Source organism: Nocardia sp. NPDC006630, assembly GCF_040611495.1.
GTDB lineage: Bacteria > Actinomycetota > Actinomycetes > Mycobacteriales > Mycobacteriaceae > Nocardia.
In genome coordinates this window covers 278,044-295,202 of record NZ_JBEXOK010000011.1, presented here as the reverse complement: position 1 = coordinate 295,202, position 17,159 = coordinate 278,044, and the positions used below count along the sequence as shown (strand labels likewise).

The following is a 17,159-nucleotide window of genomic DNA, read 5'->3' as shown; positions in this document are numbered from 1 at the left end:
ATGCGCTCCGGTGGGGGAGAGGGCAGCGTCACCGATCGGACCGGGGACGACCGGTCCGATAACGCTCTCGCCGACGATGATTCGGCCGCGCGGGCGGCGGCGCGGCGCGCGCGACTACGGCGCGGCCGGACTCGCAGCAGCTGGTTCACCAACGAGGACGGCGATTCCCGGCTGCGGCTGGCCTGGCAGTCCCGGCGGGTCCGCATCGGCGCGGCGGCGGGTGTCGTCCTGCTGATCGCGCTGGCCCTCACGGCCTGGTTCTCCCCGATCTTCGCGGTGCGCTCGGTGCGCATCGACGGTCTGCACGCGGTGCCGGAAGCCCAAGTGCTGGACGCACTCCAGGTGCCCGACGGATTGTCCATGATGCGCCTGGACACCACCGCCATGGCCGAGCGGGTGGCGCAGCTGCCCAAGGTGCGCAGCGTGCGGGTGCAGCGGGAATTCCCGTCCAGCGTGCAGGTGACCGTGGTCGAGCGGGTGCCCGTGCTCTTCTTCGACGCTCCGGACGGACCGCACCTGCTCGATTCCGACAGTGTGGAATTCGCGATCGAGCCGCCTCCGGACACCGCGCCCAAACTGGTGACCGACCATCCCGGCGGTAACGATCCGGTGACCAAGGCGGCGGTGGCGGTCATGTCCGCGGTCCCGCCGAGCCTCGGCGTGGGACAGGTTGTGGCCCGCTCGGTTTCGGATATTGCTCTCCAGTTGCGGGATGGGCGTACCGTGCTGTGGGGAGGGGCGGGCGATTCGCAGCGCAAGGCAGCGGTGGCCGTTCCGCTGCTCACCCAGCCCGGCAACGTGTTCGATGTATCGAGTCCGAATCTGGCCACGGTAAAGTGAGCGACACCCATTGGGCCGCCGGAATTTTCGGGTGGCTTGCCGGAGTGTCACCGCCGGAGCCCATCCTGGCTCCGGAGGGCAACCGTCCAAGATACGATGCCTGGTGGGTCGAACGAGGTGGATCACACAAGATTCTGATTCTCGTTTCGGCGCGCCTGCGCACGTATTGCGGTGGCTGCGAATACCGTTTCGGCCCAGTCGGATACTTGACATAAGGCTAAAGCTATGGTTGAGAGTTTATCAACTCGAGATCACCGGCACGGCGTACGGCGAGCATCTGTTAGACGACAAGCTTTTTGGATCTAAGGAAGGCGAGAGCCCATGACGCCCCCGCACAACTACCTTGCGGTGATCAAGGTCGTCGGTATCGGCGGCGGCGGCGTGAATGCCGTCAACCGGATGATCGAACAGGGACTCAAGGGAGTCGAGTTCATCGCGGTCAACACCGACGCGCAGGCTCTGCTGATGAGTGACGCGGACGTCAAGCTCGACGTCGGCCGCGAACTGACCCGAGGCCTGGGCGCCGGCGCCGACCCCGAGGTCGGCCGCAAGGCCGCCGAGGACCACAAGGACGAGATCGAAGAGGTGCTCAAGGGCGCCGACATGGTCTTCGTCACCGCGGGCGAGGGTGGTGGCACCGGAACCGGTGGCGCACCCGTCGTGGCCGGGATCGCCCGCAAGCTGGGCGCGCTCACCATCGGCGTGGTGACGCGGCCCTTCTCGTTCGAGGGCAAGCGCCGCAGCAATCAGGCCGAGGCGGGCATTCAGGCGCTGCGCGAATCCTGCGACACCCTCATCGTCATCCCCAACGACCGGCTGCTGCAGCTGGGCGATGCGGCGGTGAGCCTCATGGACGCCTTCCGCTCGGCGGATGAGGTGCTGCTCAACGGTGTTCAGGGCATTACCGACCTGATCACCACCCCGGGTCTGATCAATGTCGACTTCGCGGACGTCAAGTCCGTCATGTCCGGTGCGGGCAGTGCCCTCATGGGCATCGGCTCGGCACGCGGTGAGGGCCGCTCGGTGAAGGCCGCCGAGTCGGCGATCAATTCGCCACTGCTCGAGGCATCCATGGACGGTGCGCACGGTGTGCTGCTCTCGATCGCGGGCGGTTCCGATCTCGGACTGTTCGAGATCAACGAGGCCGCCTCGCTGGTGCAGGAGGCCGCGCACATCGAGGCCAATATTATTTTCGGAACGGTCATCGACGACTCCCTCGGCGACGAGGTACGAGTGACGGTGATCGCCGCGGGTTTTGACGGTAGCGGCCCCGCCCGCCGCATCGAGCCCGCGGTAGGTCGCACCGGCACCACCTCTTCCTCCTTCGGCACGGCCCGTGCCTCCGCGGGAGAGGTGACTCGCGCCAGCGAATTCACCAGCGCGCGCGCCCCCGAACCGGCGGCCCCGGTGCGTCAGGAGCCGGCCCCGGTTCCCGTCGCCCAGACCCCGCCCTCCTCGGGCCGCGGCCCCGCCCCCTCCTACGAATCCCCGCGCCCCTCGGTCGATCCGACGGTCGCGCACAACAACCGCACCCACATCCAGCCCCCGGATGCCGACGACGATGACGTCGACGTCCCCTCCTTCATGCGGCGGTAAGTAGCGCCCCAGCTCGAACCGAAAGCCCGCAACGTGACTTCGCGTTGCGGGCTTTCAGCTGTACGGGCCCGATCCAGGGCACGTTCGAACCTTCCTCGGTGACCGCGCCCACATCGTCAGTGACGCAACCGCTGAGGGTGCCGGGGAACCCGATCGGTGCGGCGAGAGTTGCCTCAGGGTGGCTACTACCCTTGGCGTTATGACTTCGACTGCGCAGACTTTTCGGACCAGGCGGGTGGTGACGTCGCGGGCGGGCGGGTTCTCGCAGGCGCCGTACGACTCGTTCAATCTCGGTGATCATGTGGGGGACGATCCGGAGGCGGTGCGGCGCAATCGGGTTCGGCTCGCGGAGAGTCTCGGGTTGCCGCCGGAGAATCTGGTCTGGATGGAGCAGATCCACTCCCGCACTGTCGAGATCGTGGACGGGCCGCGCGCAGAGGCGGTGCCTGCCACGGATGCGCTGGTGACGACTCGGCGCGATCTGGCGCTGGTGACGCTGAGTGCCGACTGTGTGCCGGTGCTGCTGTCCGATGACGAGGCGGGTGTCATCGCCGCCGTGCACGCGGGCCGCATCGGCGCGCGCATCGGAATCGTGCCGAAGGTGCTCGAGGCGATGGTGTCCGTCGGGGCGCGCGTCGAGCGGATCGGCGCCTTCCTGGGGCCGGCGGCGAGCGGTCGCCAGTACGAGGTGCCCGCCGCCATGCGCGCCGATGTGGAGAAGCATCTGCCCGGCAGCGCGACCACAACTGTCCGGGGCACTCCGGGTCTGGATCTGCGCGCCGGACTGCGCCGGCAGCTGCTGGAGGCGGGCGTGAGCGGTGTCGCCATGGACCCGCGCTGCACCATCGAGGACAAAGCACTGTTCAGCCATCGGCGCGGCGCGCCGACGGGACGACTCGCCGGTGTGATTTGGATGTCATCGGAGGGAATCCAAGAATGACCGAAAACCTGGGTGCGGCAACCGATTCTGCGGGGTTTCCCGCCGCCGCAGGTGCGGCCGGACTCACATCCGCACCTGATCCGGTCGCCCGATCCTCGGCTCGGGTCGCGCAATTGTCGGCGGCGCTCAACACGCTGAACGAACGCATCGATGCAGCGTGCGAGGCTGCGGGCCGTGCCCGCGACACCGTGCGGCTGCTCCCGGTCACGAAGTTTCACCCGGCCTCGGATATCGAGATCCTCTATGGTCTGGGACTGCGCGAGTTCGGTGAATCGCGGGAACAAGAGGCATCGGACAAAGTGGCGCAACTGCGCCATCTGTCGCAAGTGCGCTGGGACTTCATCGGCCGGCTGCAGCGGAACAAGGCGAAATCCGTTGCCACCTGGGCAAATACGGTCTATTCGGTCGATAGCGACCGCTTGGTCACCACCCTTGACGCCGGTGTCCGCGCGGCCCTCGAAACGGGGCAGCGCAGTGCCCCGCTGCGCGTGCTGATTCAGGTCAGCCTGGACGCCGACCCCACCCGGGGAGGTGTCTCGGACACTGCCATGCTCGCCCTCGCCGATCAGCTCGAAAAATCGGCATCATTGCAGCTGGCAGGCCTGATGGCGATCCCGCCACTGGACGCCGATCCGGACGACGCGTTCGAGCGACTCGCCCGTATGCACGCTTCACTTTTGTCGGCACATCCCCAGGCCAGCGAGCTGTCGGCGGGCATGTCAAGTGATTTGGAGGCTGCAATCCGCCACGGATCCACCTGCGTGCGTGTCGGTACCGCTTTGATGGGCGCTCGACCGATAACCTCGGCGTAGCAAAGAAACCTCATCAGTCACATATGAAACATATGCTTGGTGTCGGACGAGGACTGAGCAGGACAACACCCCAGGCCAACCGGGGCCGAAGGAAGGTCGACCAGATGAGCACGCTGCACAAGTTCAAGGCGTACTTCGGCATGGTTCCGCTCGAGGACTACGAAGACGACTACGTCGAGGACCGCGGTCCCCGCGGCGCCACCGACGAACGTGCCCCGCGCCGGCCCCGGCCTTACACCGAGCGCGATTACGACCGGTACGAGCACGAGCGCTACGACGACGAGCCCGGGTACGCCGCGGAGCCGCCGCCCTACAAGGCGCCGTACAAGCCCGCCTACAGCGCCACCTCGCGCCGTGACGAGTACTCCGACGAATACGCGGAGGACCGCGACCGCTACGACGCGCCGCGTCGCCCCACCCGCATCGACACCGCCCCCTCCAGCCGTACTCGGTCCATGGGCGCGTCCATGGGTGGCGGCGGTGGCGCCTCCATGGTGCGCGGCACCACCCGCGGCGCTCTCGCCGTGGACCCGGAGGCCGAGCGGCGCATGGAAGAGCTGCGGATGGAAGAGCGCCGGCTGGAACAGCAGCCGCCGCGTCCGTCTGCGATCTTCAACGACGGAGGCCCCTTGTCCAAGATCACCACATTGCGCCCGCGCACCTATGCCGAAGCCGCCATCATCGGCGAGCGTTTCCGCGACGGGACCCCGGTGATCATGGATCTGGTGGAGATGAGCAACAGCGATGCCCGCCGCCTGGTGGACTTCGCCGCCGGTCTGGCCTTCGCACTGCGTGGTTCCTTCGACAAGGTCGCCACCAAGGTCTTCCTGCTTTCCCCCGCCGACGTGGACGTTTCCGCGGAGGAGCGGCGCAAGCTCGCCGAAAACGGCTACTACAACCAGAAGTAGGGTTCTGTTCGACCCGCCTCCGCCCCCTCGTGGCGGTGTGCGGCCTTGATGACCCGGTCCTACCGCTTGCTCCTCCGCGTCGCTCTGCTGCTCCACCCGGTCCTGCACCGGGCGGCCCGCGTACATGTGAGTTGAGCTGTGTCGCCCCGATATTCACGGGGCTTGACTCTCGGGGGCCGGGTGGCGTGACCGGAATCAGTCGGATCTGCCACAACCACACTGTGACCGGTCCGACCGGTGTTCCTATTTTGCGCGTCACCGTTTCTGAGGCAGAGTGAACGTCGTGGCCCTGTTCCAGGTGTTGAACCTACTGCTGTTTCTCTTCTGGCTCCTGCTGATCAGCCGAGTCATCGTCGAGTTCATTCGCAGCTTCGCGCGGGACTGGCGGCCCACCGGGTTCGTTGTGATCGTCCTCGAGGCGATCTTCACGATCACAGACCCTCCGGTGAAACTACTGAGGCGTTTGATACCTCCAGTGAATCTTGGGGGAATTAGGCTCGATCTGTCGATAATGGTCCTGCTTTTCATCGTCTTCATCTTGATGTCGATCACGGGCCAGCTCGGGCAGTCGGTAGCTCAGGTGTGACAGAATGGCCGGAAGAACTAATGCTTGCCAGATCTACCGCTAGATCTCCAACGAAGCGTGAAGGGATCGTTCCATGCCGCTGACCCCTGCCGATGTGCACAACGTCGCGTTCAGCAAACCACCGATCGGGAAGCGCGGCTACAACGAGGATGAAGTTGATGCCTTCCTCGACCTGATCGAGCAGGAGCTCTCACGCCTCATCGAGGAGAACGCGGACCTTCGCCAGCGTGTTGCTGAGTTGGACGCGGAATTGGCTGACGCCAAGAAGAATCGCGGTCCGGTCAATGCCGTGAAGGCGCCGGTTGTGCCGGAGCCGGTCAAGGCCGCCCCGCCGCCGCCCGCCCCCATGCCGGTCGCCGCGCCGGTGGCCCCTCCGGTCGCGCCCAGTGCGGACGCGAATCTGCAGGCAGCCAAGGTGCTCTCGCTCGCACAGGAGATGGCCGATCGCCTCACCTCGGACGCGAAGACCGAGGCAGAGCAGCTGCTCGCCAATGCCAGAGCGAATTCGGAGCGACTGGTCGGCGATGCCCGCACCCGTTCCGAGGCCATGGTCGCCGACGCCCGTCAGAAGGCCGAAGCCATGCTGTCGGACGCCCAGACCCGTTCGGACAGCCAGCTGCGCCAGGCCAAGGAGAAGGCCGACGCCCTGCAGGCCGATGCCGAGCGCAAGCACACCGAGATCATGGCCACCATCACGCAGCAGCGCAGCGTGCTGGAGAGCCGGATCGAGCAGCTCAAGACCTTCGAGCGCGAATACCGTGTGCGCCTGAAGTCCTACCTGGAATCGCAGCTGGAGGAGCTCGAGAACCGTGGTTCCGCGGTCCCGGTCGATGGTGGCGAGTTCAGCGACAACGCCTCGGGCAACGGAGCACTCCTCAAGGGCGGCAAGTAGAGTCGTAAGCACGGCCACTGGTGCTGCGCTGCCCGTTGATCGGGTTGTGCGGCGCCGCCACCGTTTCCATACGAGGGGGTGGTGACCATGCTCGTGATGACATTGGCCCTGGCAGCCGTCGGTTTCGGCCTGCTGGTGACCGCACTGACCACCGGTTCGGTGGTCTGGGCGTGGGCCTGCATTATCGTGTGCGTGCTCGGTGCGGTGCTGCTGCTGGTCAGCGCTCTTTCCTTCCGTGAGGACCCCGATGACGCGCAATCGCGTCCCGGTGGGCGGCACGCCAGGCATTGACGGTTACTTGCCGGTGGTCGAGCCCAGGGAATATCCGCTGGACCTACCCGGCTAGACTCGAAGTAGTTTCACGGCGTCGATCCGGCCATCACCGGGGAGTCTTCGGAAGAACGGCGTTCGCGCCCAGTAGAACCGAACGGGTGAGCCCGTCACAGCTCGCAATGAGTGGTTCGGCTCTGCCGCGAGAGCGGGCAGCAGCCGGGCAAGCGGGGTGGTACCGCGGTCTCGGCGCACCAGCGCCGGCGTCGCCCCCGTGCCCACCGGGGTCTGCACGCAGGCCCACTGGCACGGAGGAGCTGACGCCGAGATGTCCGGCGAGAATCCCACACCCAACGCCTACCCCCGCGCCGACCTGGGCGCTTCCTCGGGTCAGGTGTCCTTCCCCGAGCTCGAGCAGCGCGTGCTGGACTACTGGGCCGCCGATGACACCTTCCGGGCCAGCATCGAGAATCGTTCCGATGCAGAGGAATTCGTCTTCTACGACGGTCCGCCCTTCGCCAATGGGTTGCCGCATTACGGTCATCTGCTGACCGGATATGTCAAGGATTTGATCCCGCGCTTTCAGACCATGCGCGGGAAGAAGGTCGAACGCCGTTTCGGCTGGGACACTCATGGTTTGCCCGCGGAAATCGAAGCGGAGAAGCAGCTCGGTATCACGGACAAATCACAGATCGATGCCATGGGTCTCGCGGAATTCAATGCCGCGTGCAAAACTTCGGTTCTTCGCTACACGAACGAGTGGCGCTCCTATGTGACGCGTCAGGCACGTTGGGTCGACTTCGACAACGACTACAAAACCCTCGACCTCGACTTCATGGAATCGGTCATGTGGGCGTTCAAGTCCTTGCACGACAAGGGTTTGATCTATCAGGGCTTCCGGGTGCTGCCCTACAGCTGGTACGAGCAGACGCCGCTGTCGAATCAGGAGGCGCGCCTCGATGATTCGTATCGCATGCGCCAGGACCCGGCGGTCACCGTCGACATGCTGCTGTCGGTGCCCGCGGAGCACCCGCTGCACGTACTGGACGGCGCCAACGCGCTGATCTGGACCACCACGCCGTGGACGCTGCCGTCCAACCTCGCCATCGCCGTGCATCCGGACGTCACCTACGTGCACCTGCGCGCGCAGGACGGTAAGCGGTACCTGCTTGCCGCTGAACGGGTCTCGCACTATGCCCGCGAATTCGGCGAGGAGCCCGAGGTGCTGTCCGAGCACTCCGGCGCGGCGCTGGCGGATCTGCGCTACCACCCGCCGTTCGACTTCTTCGCCGGTCATCCGAACGCGCACCGCGTGCTCAATGCCGACTACGTCACCACCGACTCCGGCACCGGCATCGTGCATCTCGCGCCGGCCTTCGGTGAGGAGGATATGGATGTCGCCACCGCCAACGGCATCCAGATCGTGCAGCCCCTCGATGCGGGCGGCAAGTTCACCTCCATGGTGCCGCCGTATCAGGGCCTGATGGTCTTCGACGCCAACCCGGTCATCATCAAGGACCTCAAGGCCGCGGGAAAGCTGTTGCGGCACGAGACTATCGAGCACTCCTACCCGCACAGCTGGCGCTCCGGTCAGCCGCTGATCTATATGGCGGTGCCGTCCTGGTTCGTGGCGGTCACCAAGTTCCGCGATCGCATGCTCGAGCTCAACAAGCAGATCGACTGGACTCCCGAGCACCTGCGCGACGGCCAGTTCGGCAAGTGGCTGGAGAACGCGCGCGACTGGAACATCAGCCGTAATCGCTACTGGGGCGCGCCGATCCCGGTGTGGATGTCGGACGATCCGGAGTACCCGCGCGTCGACGTCTACGGTTCGCTGGATGCGCTCGAGCGCGACTTCGGCGCGCGCCCGGCCGATCTGCACCGCCCGAACATCGATGAGCTGGTGCGCCCGAATCCCGATGACCCGACCGGGAAGTCGATGATGCGGCGGGTGCCCGAGGTGCTCGACTGCTGGTTCGAATCCGGTTCCATGCCGTATGCGCAGGTGCACTACCCGTTCGAGAACAAGGAGTGGTTCGAGGGCACCGCGGCGGCAGCCGCGCACAGCCCCGGCGATTTTGTCGTCGAGTACAACGGTCAGACCAAGGGCTGGTTCTACAACCTGCACGTGCTCTCCACCGCGCTCTTCGATCGCCCGGCGGTCAAATCGGTAGTGGCGCACGGCATCGTGCTCGGTGACGACGGCCTGAAGATGTCCAAGTCCAAGGGCAACTATCCGGACGTCAACGAGGTCTTCGACCGTGACGGCGCCGATGCCATGCGCTGGTTCCTGATGGCCTCGCCGATCCTGCGCGGCGGCAATCTCATCGTCACCGAGCGCGGTATCCGCGAGGGTGTCAGCCATGCGCTGCGGCCGCTGTGGAACGCCTGGACCTTCCTGCAGCTGTACGCCTCGACTCCCGGTGTGTGGCGCACGGATTCGGCGAATGTGCTCGACCGCTACATCCTGGCCAAGCTGGCGCACACCCGCGATGTCATGACCGACGCGTTCGAGGTCTACGACATCTCCACCGCGGCAGAGGAATTCCGCTCCTTCGCCGACGCGCTGACGAACTGGTATGTGCGCCGGTCGCGTTCGCGCTTCTGGGAGGAGGATCGCGATGCCATCGACACCCTGCACACCGTGCTGGAGGTCGCCACGCGCCTGGCCGCACCGCTGCTGCCGCTGCTCACCGAGGTCATCTGGCGTGGCCTCACCGGTGAGCGCTCGGTGCACCTGACCGATTGGCCGAGTGCGAGCGATCTGCCCGCCGATCCCGAACTGGTCTCGGCCATGGACGAGGTGCGCACGGTCTGCTCGACGGTGCTCGGTCAGCGCAAGGCGCAGAATCTGCGTGTGCGCCTGCCGCTTTCGGAGCTGACGGTGGCCGCCGAGGACGCCGAACGACTGCGCCCCTTCGCCGAGCTGATCGCCGATGAGGTGAACGTCAAGAAGGTCGACCTCACCACCGATGTGGCCGCGCACGGCCGCTTCGAACTCGTGGTGAACGCCCGCGCCGCCGGTCCGCGCATCGGCAAGCAGGTGCAGGCGGTCATCAAGGCGGTCAAGGCGGGGGAGTGGACCGAGGACACCGACGGCACCGTGACCGCCGCCGGCATCACGCTGCTGCCGGAGGAGTACACCCAGCGCCTGGTCGCCGCCGAACCCGAATCCACCGCCGCCCTGCCCGGCAATGCCGGTCTGGTGGTGCTGAATTCGGTGGTCACCGAGGAGCTGGAGGCCGAGGGCTGGGCCCGCGACCTCATCCGCGACCTGCAGGAGACCCGCAAGTCCCACGGCCTCGATGTCTCCGACCGCATCACCGTGGTCCTCGACGTCCCGGCCGACCGCCAGGAGTGGGCGCAGACCCACCGCGACCTGATCGCCGGTGAAATCCTCGCCACCACCCTGACTTTCGGGGATGCGGGCGCGGATGCCGCCGAAATCGTCGGCGGCGTCAAGGTTTCCGTCACCAAGGCCTGATCGACTGATCAGAACATGAGGGGGCGAGGCCACACCGGCCTCGCCCCTTCGTCGTGCCGGGCAGGAACCGTCCGTCGTGCCGGGCAGGATGACGGGGTGCTTACTCCTCAGGCGTCCGCAGCCCCGCCAGGATGTAGCCCACCAGCTCCGGGGCATCCTGGACGTCATCGGTGCCGAGCAGGAACCGGTAGTACAGCGGTCCGTACAGCAGCTGCACCATGGCGCGCGTCGGGATGTCGCCGCGGAGTTGTCCTGCGGTGACGGCTCTTTCGAGCCGGTCCCGGCACAGCTTCGATCGGGGCCCGACAATCGCGTCGCGCACATTCGCCGCCAATTGCGGATCGCTCTGCGCCTCGGCGATGACCCCGCGGTAGACGATGCCGATATCGCTGCTGAGCAGTCCGGCCAGCGCGGTGGTCTGACTGCGCAGATCCGCCTCGATATCCCCGGTATCGGGGAAGTCGGTGAGGTGGCCCATGCGCTCGTTGATCGCGTCCAGCGCGATGGCGCCCTTGGACGGCCACCACCGGTAGATGGTCTGCTTGCCCACCCCGGCCGCGGTGGCGATGGCCTCGACGGTCAGCTTGCCGTAGCCCTTGCTGACGGCCAGTTCGAAGGTCGAATCCAGGATCGCCCGGTGTGAGCGCGGATTGCGGAGTTCCGGATTCGGTGGAGTCACGCGCCCAGCGTAGCGCACAACGAGACGGTACGTCTCGTCTTGACAGGGGGCATAGCGGCCACCTAGCGTACTGAGACGAGACGGACCGTCTCGCCGCCGCCGCCTGAAAGTAGCCTCGTATGAACGCCTCTCCCGAGACCTCCGATACCCGCTACGACCGTGGCCTCGCGGTACTGGATCAGGTCGGCGGCCCGAACGGCCGGGCCGTGGTGAACAGCCTCGCCGATATCGCCCCCGATCTGGGCCGCTATGTCGTCGAATTCGGCTACGGCGATATCTACTCGCGCCAGGGCCTGACCCTGCGGCAGCGGCAGATCATCAATGTCGCGGCCCTGACCGCACTCGGTACCGCCGCACCCCAGTTGCGCTTCCACATCGACGGCGCACTCACCGTCGGTGTCACCCCGGCCGAGGTGGTGGAGACCATCGTCCATATCGGCCTGTACGCCGGCTTCCCCGCGACGCTGAACGGGCTGACCGTCGCCCGCGCCGCCTTCGCCGATCGCCCCGAGGCCGGAAGTCCGCTGGGCGACAGCGAGATTCGCCCCGACGAGACCACGCAGCAGCGCTACGAGCGCGGCCTGGTCAAGCTCGCCGAGGTCGACGGCGACGCCGCCGATCACATCTTCGAAACGCTGGCGGACATTGCCCCCGACCTCGCCCGCTACCTGGTCGAATTCGCCTTCGCGGACGTCTACTCGCGGCGCGGGCTGGATCTGAAGACCCGCGAACTGGCGACCGTCGCGGCCTGCACCGTCATGGGCAATGCCGCGCCGCAGCTGCGGGTGCACCTGCACGGGCTGCTGAATGTCGGCGGCACCCGCGAGGAGGCCGTGGAGGTCATCATCCAGATGGCGGGCTACGGCGGATTTCCGGCCGCGCTCAATGCCGTCACCGCCGCCCGGGAGGTTTTCGCGGCTCGCGACGACAGCTGATTCCGGGCCCTCGAAAGAGGGCGAAGTGATGTGGGTCTCGCGACTCGCCCGGAGCGAACCCCTTGTGAAGCGTGTTTCGAATGGGATAAAACAGCAACTGTAGAGCTAACGTATAGCTTTACTGCCATTTCGAGTTGTTTCGCTAGTTCCAGACGAAAAGCGCTGAACGTCACGACATGTAGTACCGGCTACAGAGCTTCTGTGCAGTCTCCCTGGTGATCGTTCTGAATGCGGAATGGTTGCTGGAGCTATATGTCCTCCCCCCGGTCAGCGCCGTTGAGCTGAAGGGCGAGTGCATGACACGAAGGCTGCTACGACGGTTCGCGTCGTCTCTGACGACAGCGGCGGCTTTGCTGCTGGCGGGAGCGCTCTGGGCGGGAACCGTCCACGCCGACACCGGGTCCGCGGCCTCGGGTTCGGCCTCCGGCAGCGCGAGCGGCTCCGCCTCCGGAAGTGCCAGCGGCTCCGCGCAAATGCCCATGGCCAGCCCCCGCGCCATGATCGCGCTGAGCCTGGCGCAAACCCAGACCGGCAAGCCCTACCTGTGGGGCGGGGTCGGCCCGGATGCCTGGGATTGCTCCGGCCTGGTGCAGTGGGCCTTCCGCAGCGTCGGCATCGATATGCCGCGCACCACCTGGCAGCAGGCCGAAGTGGGCCTGGAGGTCCCCTTCGGCGCGCTGCAGCCCGGCGATGTGATCATTCTGAACGACGATGCCTCGCATGTGGGTATCTATGCCGGCGGCGGCAATGTGCTCAATGCCTACGACTGGGGCGTGCCGGTGGGCCTGACCCCGCTGTCGCAGTTCGACATCTACACCATCCGCCGGTTCTACTGAATCCTGTTACTCCACAACCAGTTCCACCGGGATATTGCCCCGGGTGGCATTGGAGTACGGGCACACCTGGTGTGCGGCCTCGACGAGCTCACGGCCCTGCTCGTTCTGCAGGTGCTCGGGGAGCTCGACGCGCAGCACGACCGAGAGCCCGAAACCGCCGCCGTCCTGGGTGTTCAGGGTGACCTCGGCGGTGACCGCGGCCTCGCTGGCCTCGATGTTCTTGCGCTTGGCGACCACCTGGAGCGCGCTGGCGAAGCAGGCGGAGTAGCCGGCGGCGAAGAGCTGCTCGGGGTTGGTGCCGTCGCCGACGCCGCCCATGGCCTTCGGCCGGGCCAGCTTCAGATCGAGCACGCCGTCATCGCTGAGTGAGCGGCCGTCGCGGCCGACCGAGGTGGCTACTGCGGTGTAGAGAGCGGGCATTGCGTCCTCCTAGACAGACTTGTCTGTACTTCCGAGCTAAGAGTAGACAGATCTGTCTGCTAGAGTCAAGGGTATGAGCGAAGCCCGCGAACGTCTCCTCGATACGGCCACTCGGCTGTTCTATGCCGAGGGCATTCACACCGTGGGTATCGACCGGATCATCGCGGAGGCCGGCGTCGCCAAGGCCACCTTCTACCGTCACTTCAAAACCAAGGAAGACCTGGTCGTGGCCTATCTGGTGCGCGAATACGACCGGCAGCGCGATGTTCTGGAGTCGGTGCCCGGTGCGGGCGCCGAGGGAATCGTCACCATTTTCGAACGGCTCGGCGAGCTCAGCTGCGGTCCCGGCTTCCGAGGCTGCCCGTTTCTCAATGCGGCCGTGGAGTTTCCGAATCCCGAGCATGCGGTGCGCAAGGTCGTCGACGACTATCGAGGCTGGTTCCGCGATCTCATGGCCACACGGCTGCGCGCCGCCGGTCACGATGATCCGGACCGTGCGGCGCGCGCACTATTGCTGACTCGGGACGGTGTGGCCCTCAGCGGGGGTCTGGGCGACGACGAGACGGTGCAGGCGGGAATCCGAATTGCGCTGGCGCAGTTGGTAACCCACCCCTGACCGCTCAGACGCCGACCGTCTCCTCCATCTCCTCCTCGGCCTCGGCGACCGGTTCGGCGACCGCCGCGTGCCGGGGTGCGCTCGCTGCCTGGCGCTTCTCGGCGACGGCGGCGGCGACCATGACCAGCAGACCCGCGCCGAACCAGGCGAACAGACTGGTGAGCCGGGGACCGAAGCCCGCGCTGTCGAAGTAGAGCAGGCTGCGCGCACCCTCGACGAATCCCGCGCCGTTCCAGAAGGCGTGCAGGGCGCCGAAGAAATCGTTCTGCAGCCACGGGGTGTACACGCCGCCGGAAGTGGTGAAGTTGAGCATCACGAACAGCACCATCATGGCCAGGGTGGTCCAGCGCTTCAGGAAGGTGTGCGCACCGATGCCCACGGCCAGAATGCCCGCCGAGTAGAGCCACGACATGGCCCAGACGGCGGCATTGTCATGGTCGACGATATGGAAGACCGGGCCCGCGAGCGCCAGGCCGATGAGGCTGACCAGTAGTGAAGTGACCAGTCCGATAAGGCCTTTGGCCCACATGGACATGCCCGCGCCGGCCGCGCCGATGGCCGCCACACTGCCGTAGGAACCGATGCTCAGTGCCACCAGCAGGAAGAAGATGCCCTGTCCGGTGGGATCGCCGGAGGCGGCGGTGGTGATATCGGTGGTGGTCATCACCGCGCCCTGTTTCGCGGCGATCTGTCCGAAGACCGCCTCGGCGGCCATGGCCGTGGTGTCGGACCCGGCCTTGGCGACCAGTGCTTCGGGATGCTGGGTGTCGGGGACGTAGGCGCCCGCGAGATCGCGATTGCGCAGCTGGGTGACGGCCGCGTCGCGGCTGGGCAGCGTGATGACGTCGAGCGCGTTGCCGCCGGTGTCCTTCAGTGTCTGCGCCAGCACCTTGACCTGTGCCGAATCGCCGACCACCGCAATCGCCAGATGATTCGGCGCGGGCTGGTGGAAGGCGCCCAGATAGGCCAGCCCCATGCCCAGGCACATGAGCAGCGGGGTCAGCAGGTGGGTGGCGATATGCCGGATCTGGGCCGAGGTCATGATCTCTCTCCAAATGGTTGGTAAATGCAACTATCTAGGTTGTACTATACAACTATGAAGAGTGAATCGGCATTCCCGGGGCGTGCGGACGCGATCGAGGTCATACAGCGCGAGCTCACCGCCTTCTCGCGCCGCGCCCGCGGCCGGGCCGCCGAACTGCATCCGGAGCTGTCGCTGGTGGCGTCGAGCATTCTGGATCTGGTCATCGAACGCGAGGGCTGCCTCGCCAGTGATCTGGCCGGGCACTTCCATCTCGACAAGTCCACGGTCAGCCGCCAGGTGGCGGCCCTGGAACATCTCGGCTATCTCACCCGGGAGGCGGATCCGGCCAATCGGCGCAATCATGTGCTGCGGGCGACGACGGCGGGCCGGCGGGTTGCTGGAGATGCCGCGCGCGCCCGGGCCGCGGCCTTCGCGGAACGTCTGCGCGACTGGGATGATGCGGATATTGCTCGCATGGCGGACTATCTGGTCCGGTACAACGCTGCCGACGAGTAGTTGACGTGTACTGAAACAGGCCGGAGTTCAATCGATTTCGGTCAGTCGCGCACCGGTTGCTGGATACACTGAACCGGTCCCGCGGGCCGGCGGGATCTCCCGTCGGAGGGTGGGCGCCATGCCCCATATGTCGAACGGTTTCGCAGTCGAGAGCGGTCGCGCGATAGTAGCGACCTGTGTCGGCGTCCTACTGCTGGTGGCCGCCACCGGATGTGGCACCTGGGACGGCGGCACCATCCGGACCGCGGGCCCGATCACCGCCCACACACCCGGCGCCGCCCCGAAACCCGGTTCCCTCGAAGGCTTCTCGTCGCCGGAGAGCGTGCTGTTCGCCGGGGACCGGTGGTTCATCTCCAATATCGGAGCCGACCGGGAGCCTGCCCAGGACGGCGACGGCTATCTCACCGAACTGAACTCGGGGGGTACGGTGACGGCCCGCCATGCCATGCCCCGCCCCGGCGATCCGCCCTTGAACGCGCCGAAAGGGCTGGCGTACACCGGCAATCGGGTCTTCGTCACCGATATCGATCGGGTGGTCGGCTTCGATACCGATACCCACGGGCAGGTCTTCGAAGCCCGGCTCGGTGACAACGCACCCGCCCTGCTCGACGATCTGGCGCTGCAGGATCCGCACAGTCTGCACGGGCCGGGCGATTTCGCGGTCGATCCGGCCGGGCGCAATCTCTGGATTCCGGCCCTGCGGGACAATCGCGTGGTGATAGTCCCGCTGCCGTAGGCGATTACAGCTGCAGACCCTTGGCCAGCACCGGCCACGAGGCGCGCAGCGCGTCCTCCCAGTAACCCCACGAGTGGGTGCCGGCCTGATTGATATCGAAGGTGGCGGGAATGTTCAACTGCTCGAGCTTGGTCTGCAGATTCCGCGCGCACCAGTCGCTGGCCGCCTCCAGAATGCCGCCGACCAGCAGCTGCTGCATGATGCCGCCGTCGGCCGGCCCCAGGCTGCGGGTATCGGCGACATTGTCGTGCCGCCCGGGCAGCCCGCTGCCGTTGGAGATGTACAGGTCGAGCCCGCGCAGTGCGTCGGCGTGCAGATACGGGTCGTTCTCGGCCCACTCCGGATCGTCCACCGGCCCATACATATTGACCGGATTGCCGCCGCCGATGGAGACCACGATCTGCGCGAAATTACGTCCGATCGGATCGCTGATCTGCGCGCAGCCGCTGTAGGAGGCGACCGCCTTGTAGAGTCCCGGCTTGGCGATCGGCAACTGCAGCACCGAGGTGCCCGACATGGACATGCCGACGATGGCGCGTAATCCATTGGTGTTCAACGCGCCGTCGATGAGCGGCGGTAGCTCCTCGGTGAGGAAGGTCTTCCACATATTGAGACCGAGCTTGGGATCGACTGCGCGCCAGTCGGTGTAGTAGCTGAAGGCGCCGCCGATGGGCATGACCACGTTCACGTTCTTGTCGGAGAAGAACTGTGTGGCATTGGTATTGCGCTTCCAGGTGGCCGTATCCTCGCCGCCGCCGGCGCCGTTGAGCAGATACAGCACCGGCCGGGCCACGGAGGCGTCGGCCGGGCGCTGTACGTCCACGGTGACGTCGTCGTTCATGGCCGCGGAGTGCACGTGCAGGGTCAGATTGTGCTTATCGCGCACCTCGAAGGCGGAGATCTTGGATCCGTCATCGGAAACCGGTGTGCCGGCGAGGGTCGCGGTGCTGGTGATGGGGTCGGGTGGCGCTGCCAGCGCCGTACCCGTCGCCGTGAGAGTGGTGAGTGACCCGATGAAGAAGGTGGCTGTGGCCGCGAGCGCCATCGCCCGTGTGCCAACTCTGTACCG

General features: G+C 66.3%; 18 protein-coding genes. 14 read left to right on the top strand and 4 right to left on the bottom strand.

The window, feature by feature from the left end:
• The 9 genes from ABZX86_RS31915 to ileS all read left to right on the top strand — a co-directional run bounded on the left by ABZX86_RS31915 (position 1) and on the right by ileS (position 10,328).
• Complete coding sequence (locus ABZX86_RS31915) at positions 1–840, top strand: FtsQ-type POTRA domain-containing protein (RefSeq protein ID WP_355128789.1); 840 nt, start codon at positions 1–3, stop codon at positions 838–840.
• 321 nt (positions 841–1,161) lie between these two features.
• The gene (gene ftsZ / locus ABZX86_RS31910; RefSeq protein ID WP_327140962.1) at positions 1,162–2,436 is read left to right on the top strand and encodes a cell division protein FtsZ; all 1,275 of its coding nucleotides are present in this window, start codon (positions 1,162–1,164) and stop codon (positions 2,434–2,436) included.
• A 199-nt stretch (positions 2,437–2,635) separates the two neighbouring features.
• The gene (pgeF, locus tag ABZX86_RS31905) at positions 2,636–3,376 is read left to right on the top strand and encodes a peptidoglycan editing factor PgeF (RefSeq protein ID WP_355128787.1); all 741 of its coding nucleotides are present in this window, start codon (positions 2,636–2,638) and stop codon (positions 3,374–3,376) included.
• On the top strand, positions 3,373–4,188 hold the full coding sequence (locus ABZX86_RS31900) for a YggS family pyridoxal phosphate-dependent enzyme (protein ID WP_355128785.1): 816 nt from the start codon (positions 3,373–3,375) through the stop codon (positions 4,186–4,188). Before pgeF ends, ABZX86_RS31900 begins: the two co-directional genes overlap by 4 nt.
• A 104-nt stretch (positions 4,189–4,292) precedes the next feature.
• A complete protein-coding gene (gene sepF / locus ABZX86_RS31895) occupies positions 4,293–5,096 on the top strand; it encodes a cell division protein SepF (protein WP_355128783.1) in 804 nt (267 codons plus the stop codon).
• A 283-nt stretch (positions 5,097–5,379) separates the two neighbouring features.
• Complete coding sequence (locus ABZX86_RS31890) at positions 5,380–5,682, top strand: YggT family protein (protein ID WP_297629014.1); 303 nt, start codon at positions 5,380–5,382, stop codon at positions 5,680–5,682.
• A gap of 73 nt (positions 5,683–5,755) precedes the next feature.
• On the top strand, positions 5,756–6,574 hold the full coding sequence (locus ABZX86_RS31885) for a DivIVA domain-containing protein (protein WP_327140957.1): 819 nt from the start codon (positions 5,756–5,758) through the stop codon (positions 6,572–6,574).
• 87 nt (positions 6,575–6,661) lie between these two features.
• Positions 6,662–6,865: a hypothetical protein gene (locus ABZX86_RS31880; protein ID WP_327146645.1), complete on the top strand. Its 204-nt coding sequence runs from the start codon at positions 6,662–6,664 to the stop codon at positions 6,863–6,865.
• Positions 6,866–7,172: 307 nt separating this feature from the next.
• Positions 7,173–10,328: an isoleucine--tRNA ligase gene (ileS, locus tag ABZX86_RS31875; RefSeq protein ID WP_355128780.1), complete on the top strand. Its 3,156-nt coding sequence runs from the start codon at positions 7,173–7,175 to the stop codon at positions 10,326–10,328.
• 100 nt (positions 10,329–10,428) lie between these two features.
• On the opposite strand, the gene ABZX86_RS31870 is transcribed toward ileS, so the two are convergent.
• A complete protein-coding gene (locus tag ABZX86_RS31870) occupies positions 10,429–11,007 on the bottom strand; it encodes a TetR/AcrR family transcriptional regulator (protein WP_355128778.1) in 579 nt (192 codons plus the stop codon).
• A 119-nt stretch (positions 11,008–11,126) separates the two neighbouring features.
• Between ABZX86_RS31870 and ABZX86_RS31865 the strand changes: the two genes are divergently transcribed.
• Both ABZX86_RS31865 and ABZX86_RS31860 read left to right on the top strand, forming a co-directional pair.
• A complete protein-coding gene (locus ABZX86_RS31865; protein ID WP_355128776.1) occupies positions 11,127–11,942 on the top strand; it encodes a carboxymuconolactone decarboxylase family protein in 816 nt (271 codons plus the stop codon).
• A 296-nt stretch (positions 11,943–12,238) separates the two neighbouring features.
• Entirely contained in the window at positions 12,239–12,778 is a 540-nt protein-coding gene (locus ABZX86_RS31860) for an NlpC/P60 family protein (protein ID WP_355128774.1), read from the top strand.
• Positions 12,779–12,784: 6 nt separating this feature from the next.
• Here the strand turns inward: ABZX86_RS31860 and ABZX86_RS31855 are convergent, their stop codons facing one another.
• Positions 12,785–13,198: an organic hydroperoxide resistance protein gene (locus tag ABZX86_RS31855; RefSeq protein ID WP_355128772.1), complete on the bottom strand. Its 414-nt coding sequence runs from the start codon at positions 13,196–13,198 to the stop codon at positions 12,785–12,787.
• Between the two features lie 73 nt (positions 13,199–13,271).
• Here ABZX86_RS31855 and ABZX86_RS31850 point away from each other — a divergent pair, with 73 nt between their 5' ends.
• The gene (locus tag ABZX86_RS31850; protein ID WP_355128770.1) at positions 13,272–13,814 is read left to right on the top strand and encodes a TetR/AcrR family transcriptional regulator; all 543 of its coding nucleotides are present in this window, start codon (positions 13,272–13,274) and stop codon (positions 13,812–13,814) included.
• A gap of 4 nt (positions 13,815–13,818) precedes the next feature.
• On the opposite strand, the gene ABZX86_RS31845 is transcribed toward ABZX86_RS31850, so the two are convergent.
• Positions 13,819–14,856, bottom strand: a complete 1,038-nt coding sequence (locus tag ABZX86_RS31845; RefSeq protein WP_355128768.1) for a hypothetical protein — start codon at positions 14,854–14,856, stop codon at positions 13,819–13,821.
• A gap of 54 nt (positions 14,857–14,910) precedes the next feature.
• Here ABZX86_RS31845 and ABZX86_RS31840 point away from each other — a divergent pair, with 54 nt between their 5' ends.
• The gene (locus ABZX86_RS31840) at positions 14,911–15,354 is read left to right on the top strand and encodes a MarR family winged helix-turn-helix transcriptional regulator (protein WP_355128766.1); all 444 of its coding nucleotides are present in this window, start codon (positions 14,911–14,913) and stop codon (positions 15,352–15,354) included.
• Between the two features lie 118 nt (positions 15,355–15,472).
• Positions 15,473–16,090 (top strand): hypothetical protein, encoded by a 618-nt coding sequence (locus ABZX86_RS31835; protein ID WP_355128764.1) that lies wholly within the window; start codon positions 15,473–15,475, stop codon positions 16,088–16,090.
• Positions 16,091–16,094: 4 nt separating this feature from the next.
• Here ABZX86_RS31835 and ABZX86_RS31830 read toward each other — a convergent pair whose 3' ends face one another.
• On the bottom strand, positions 16,095–17,135 hold the full coding sequence (locus ABZX86_RS31830) for an alpha/beta hydrolase family protein (protein WP_355128762.1): 1,041 nt from the start codon (positions 17,133–17,135) through the stop codon (positions 16,095–16,097).
• Positions 17,136–17,159 lie beyond the last annotated feature (24 nt).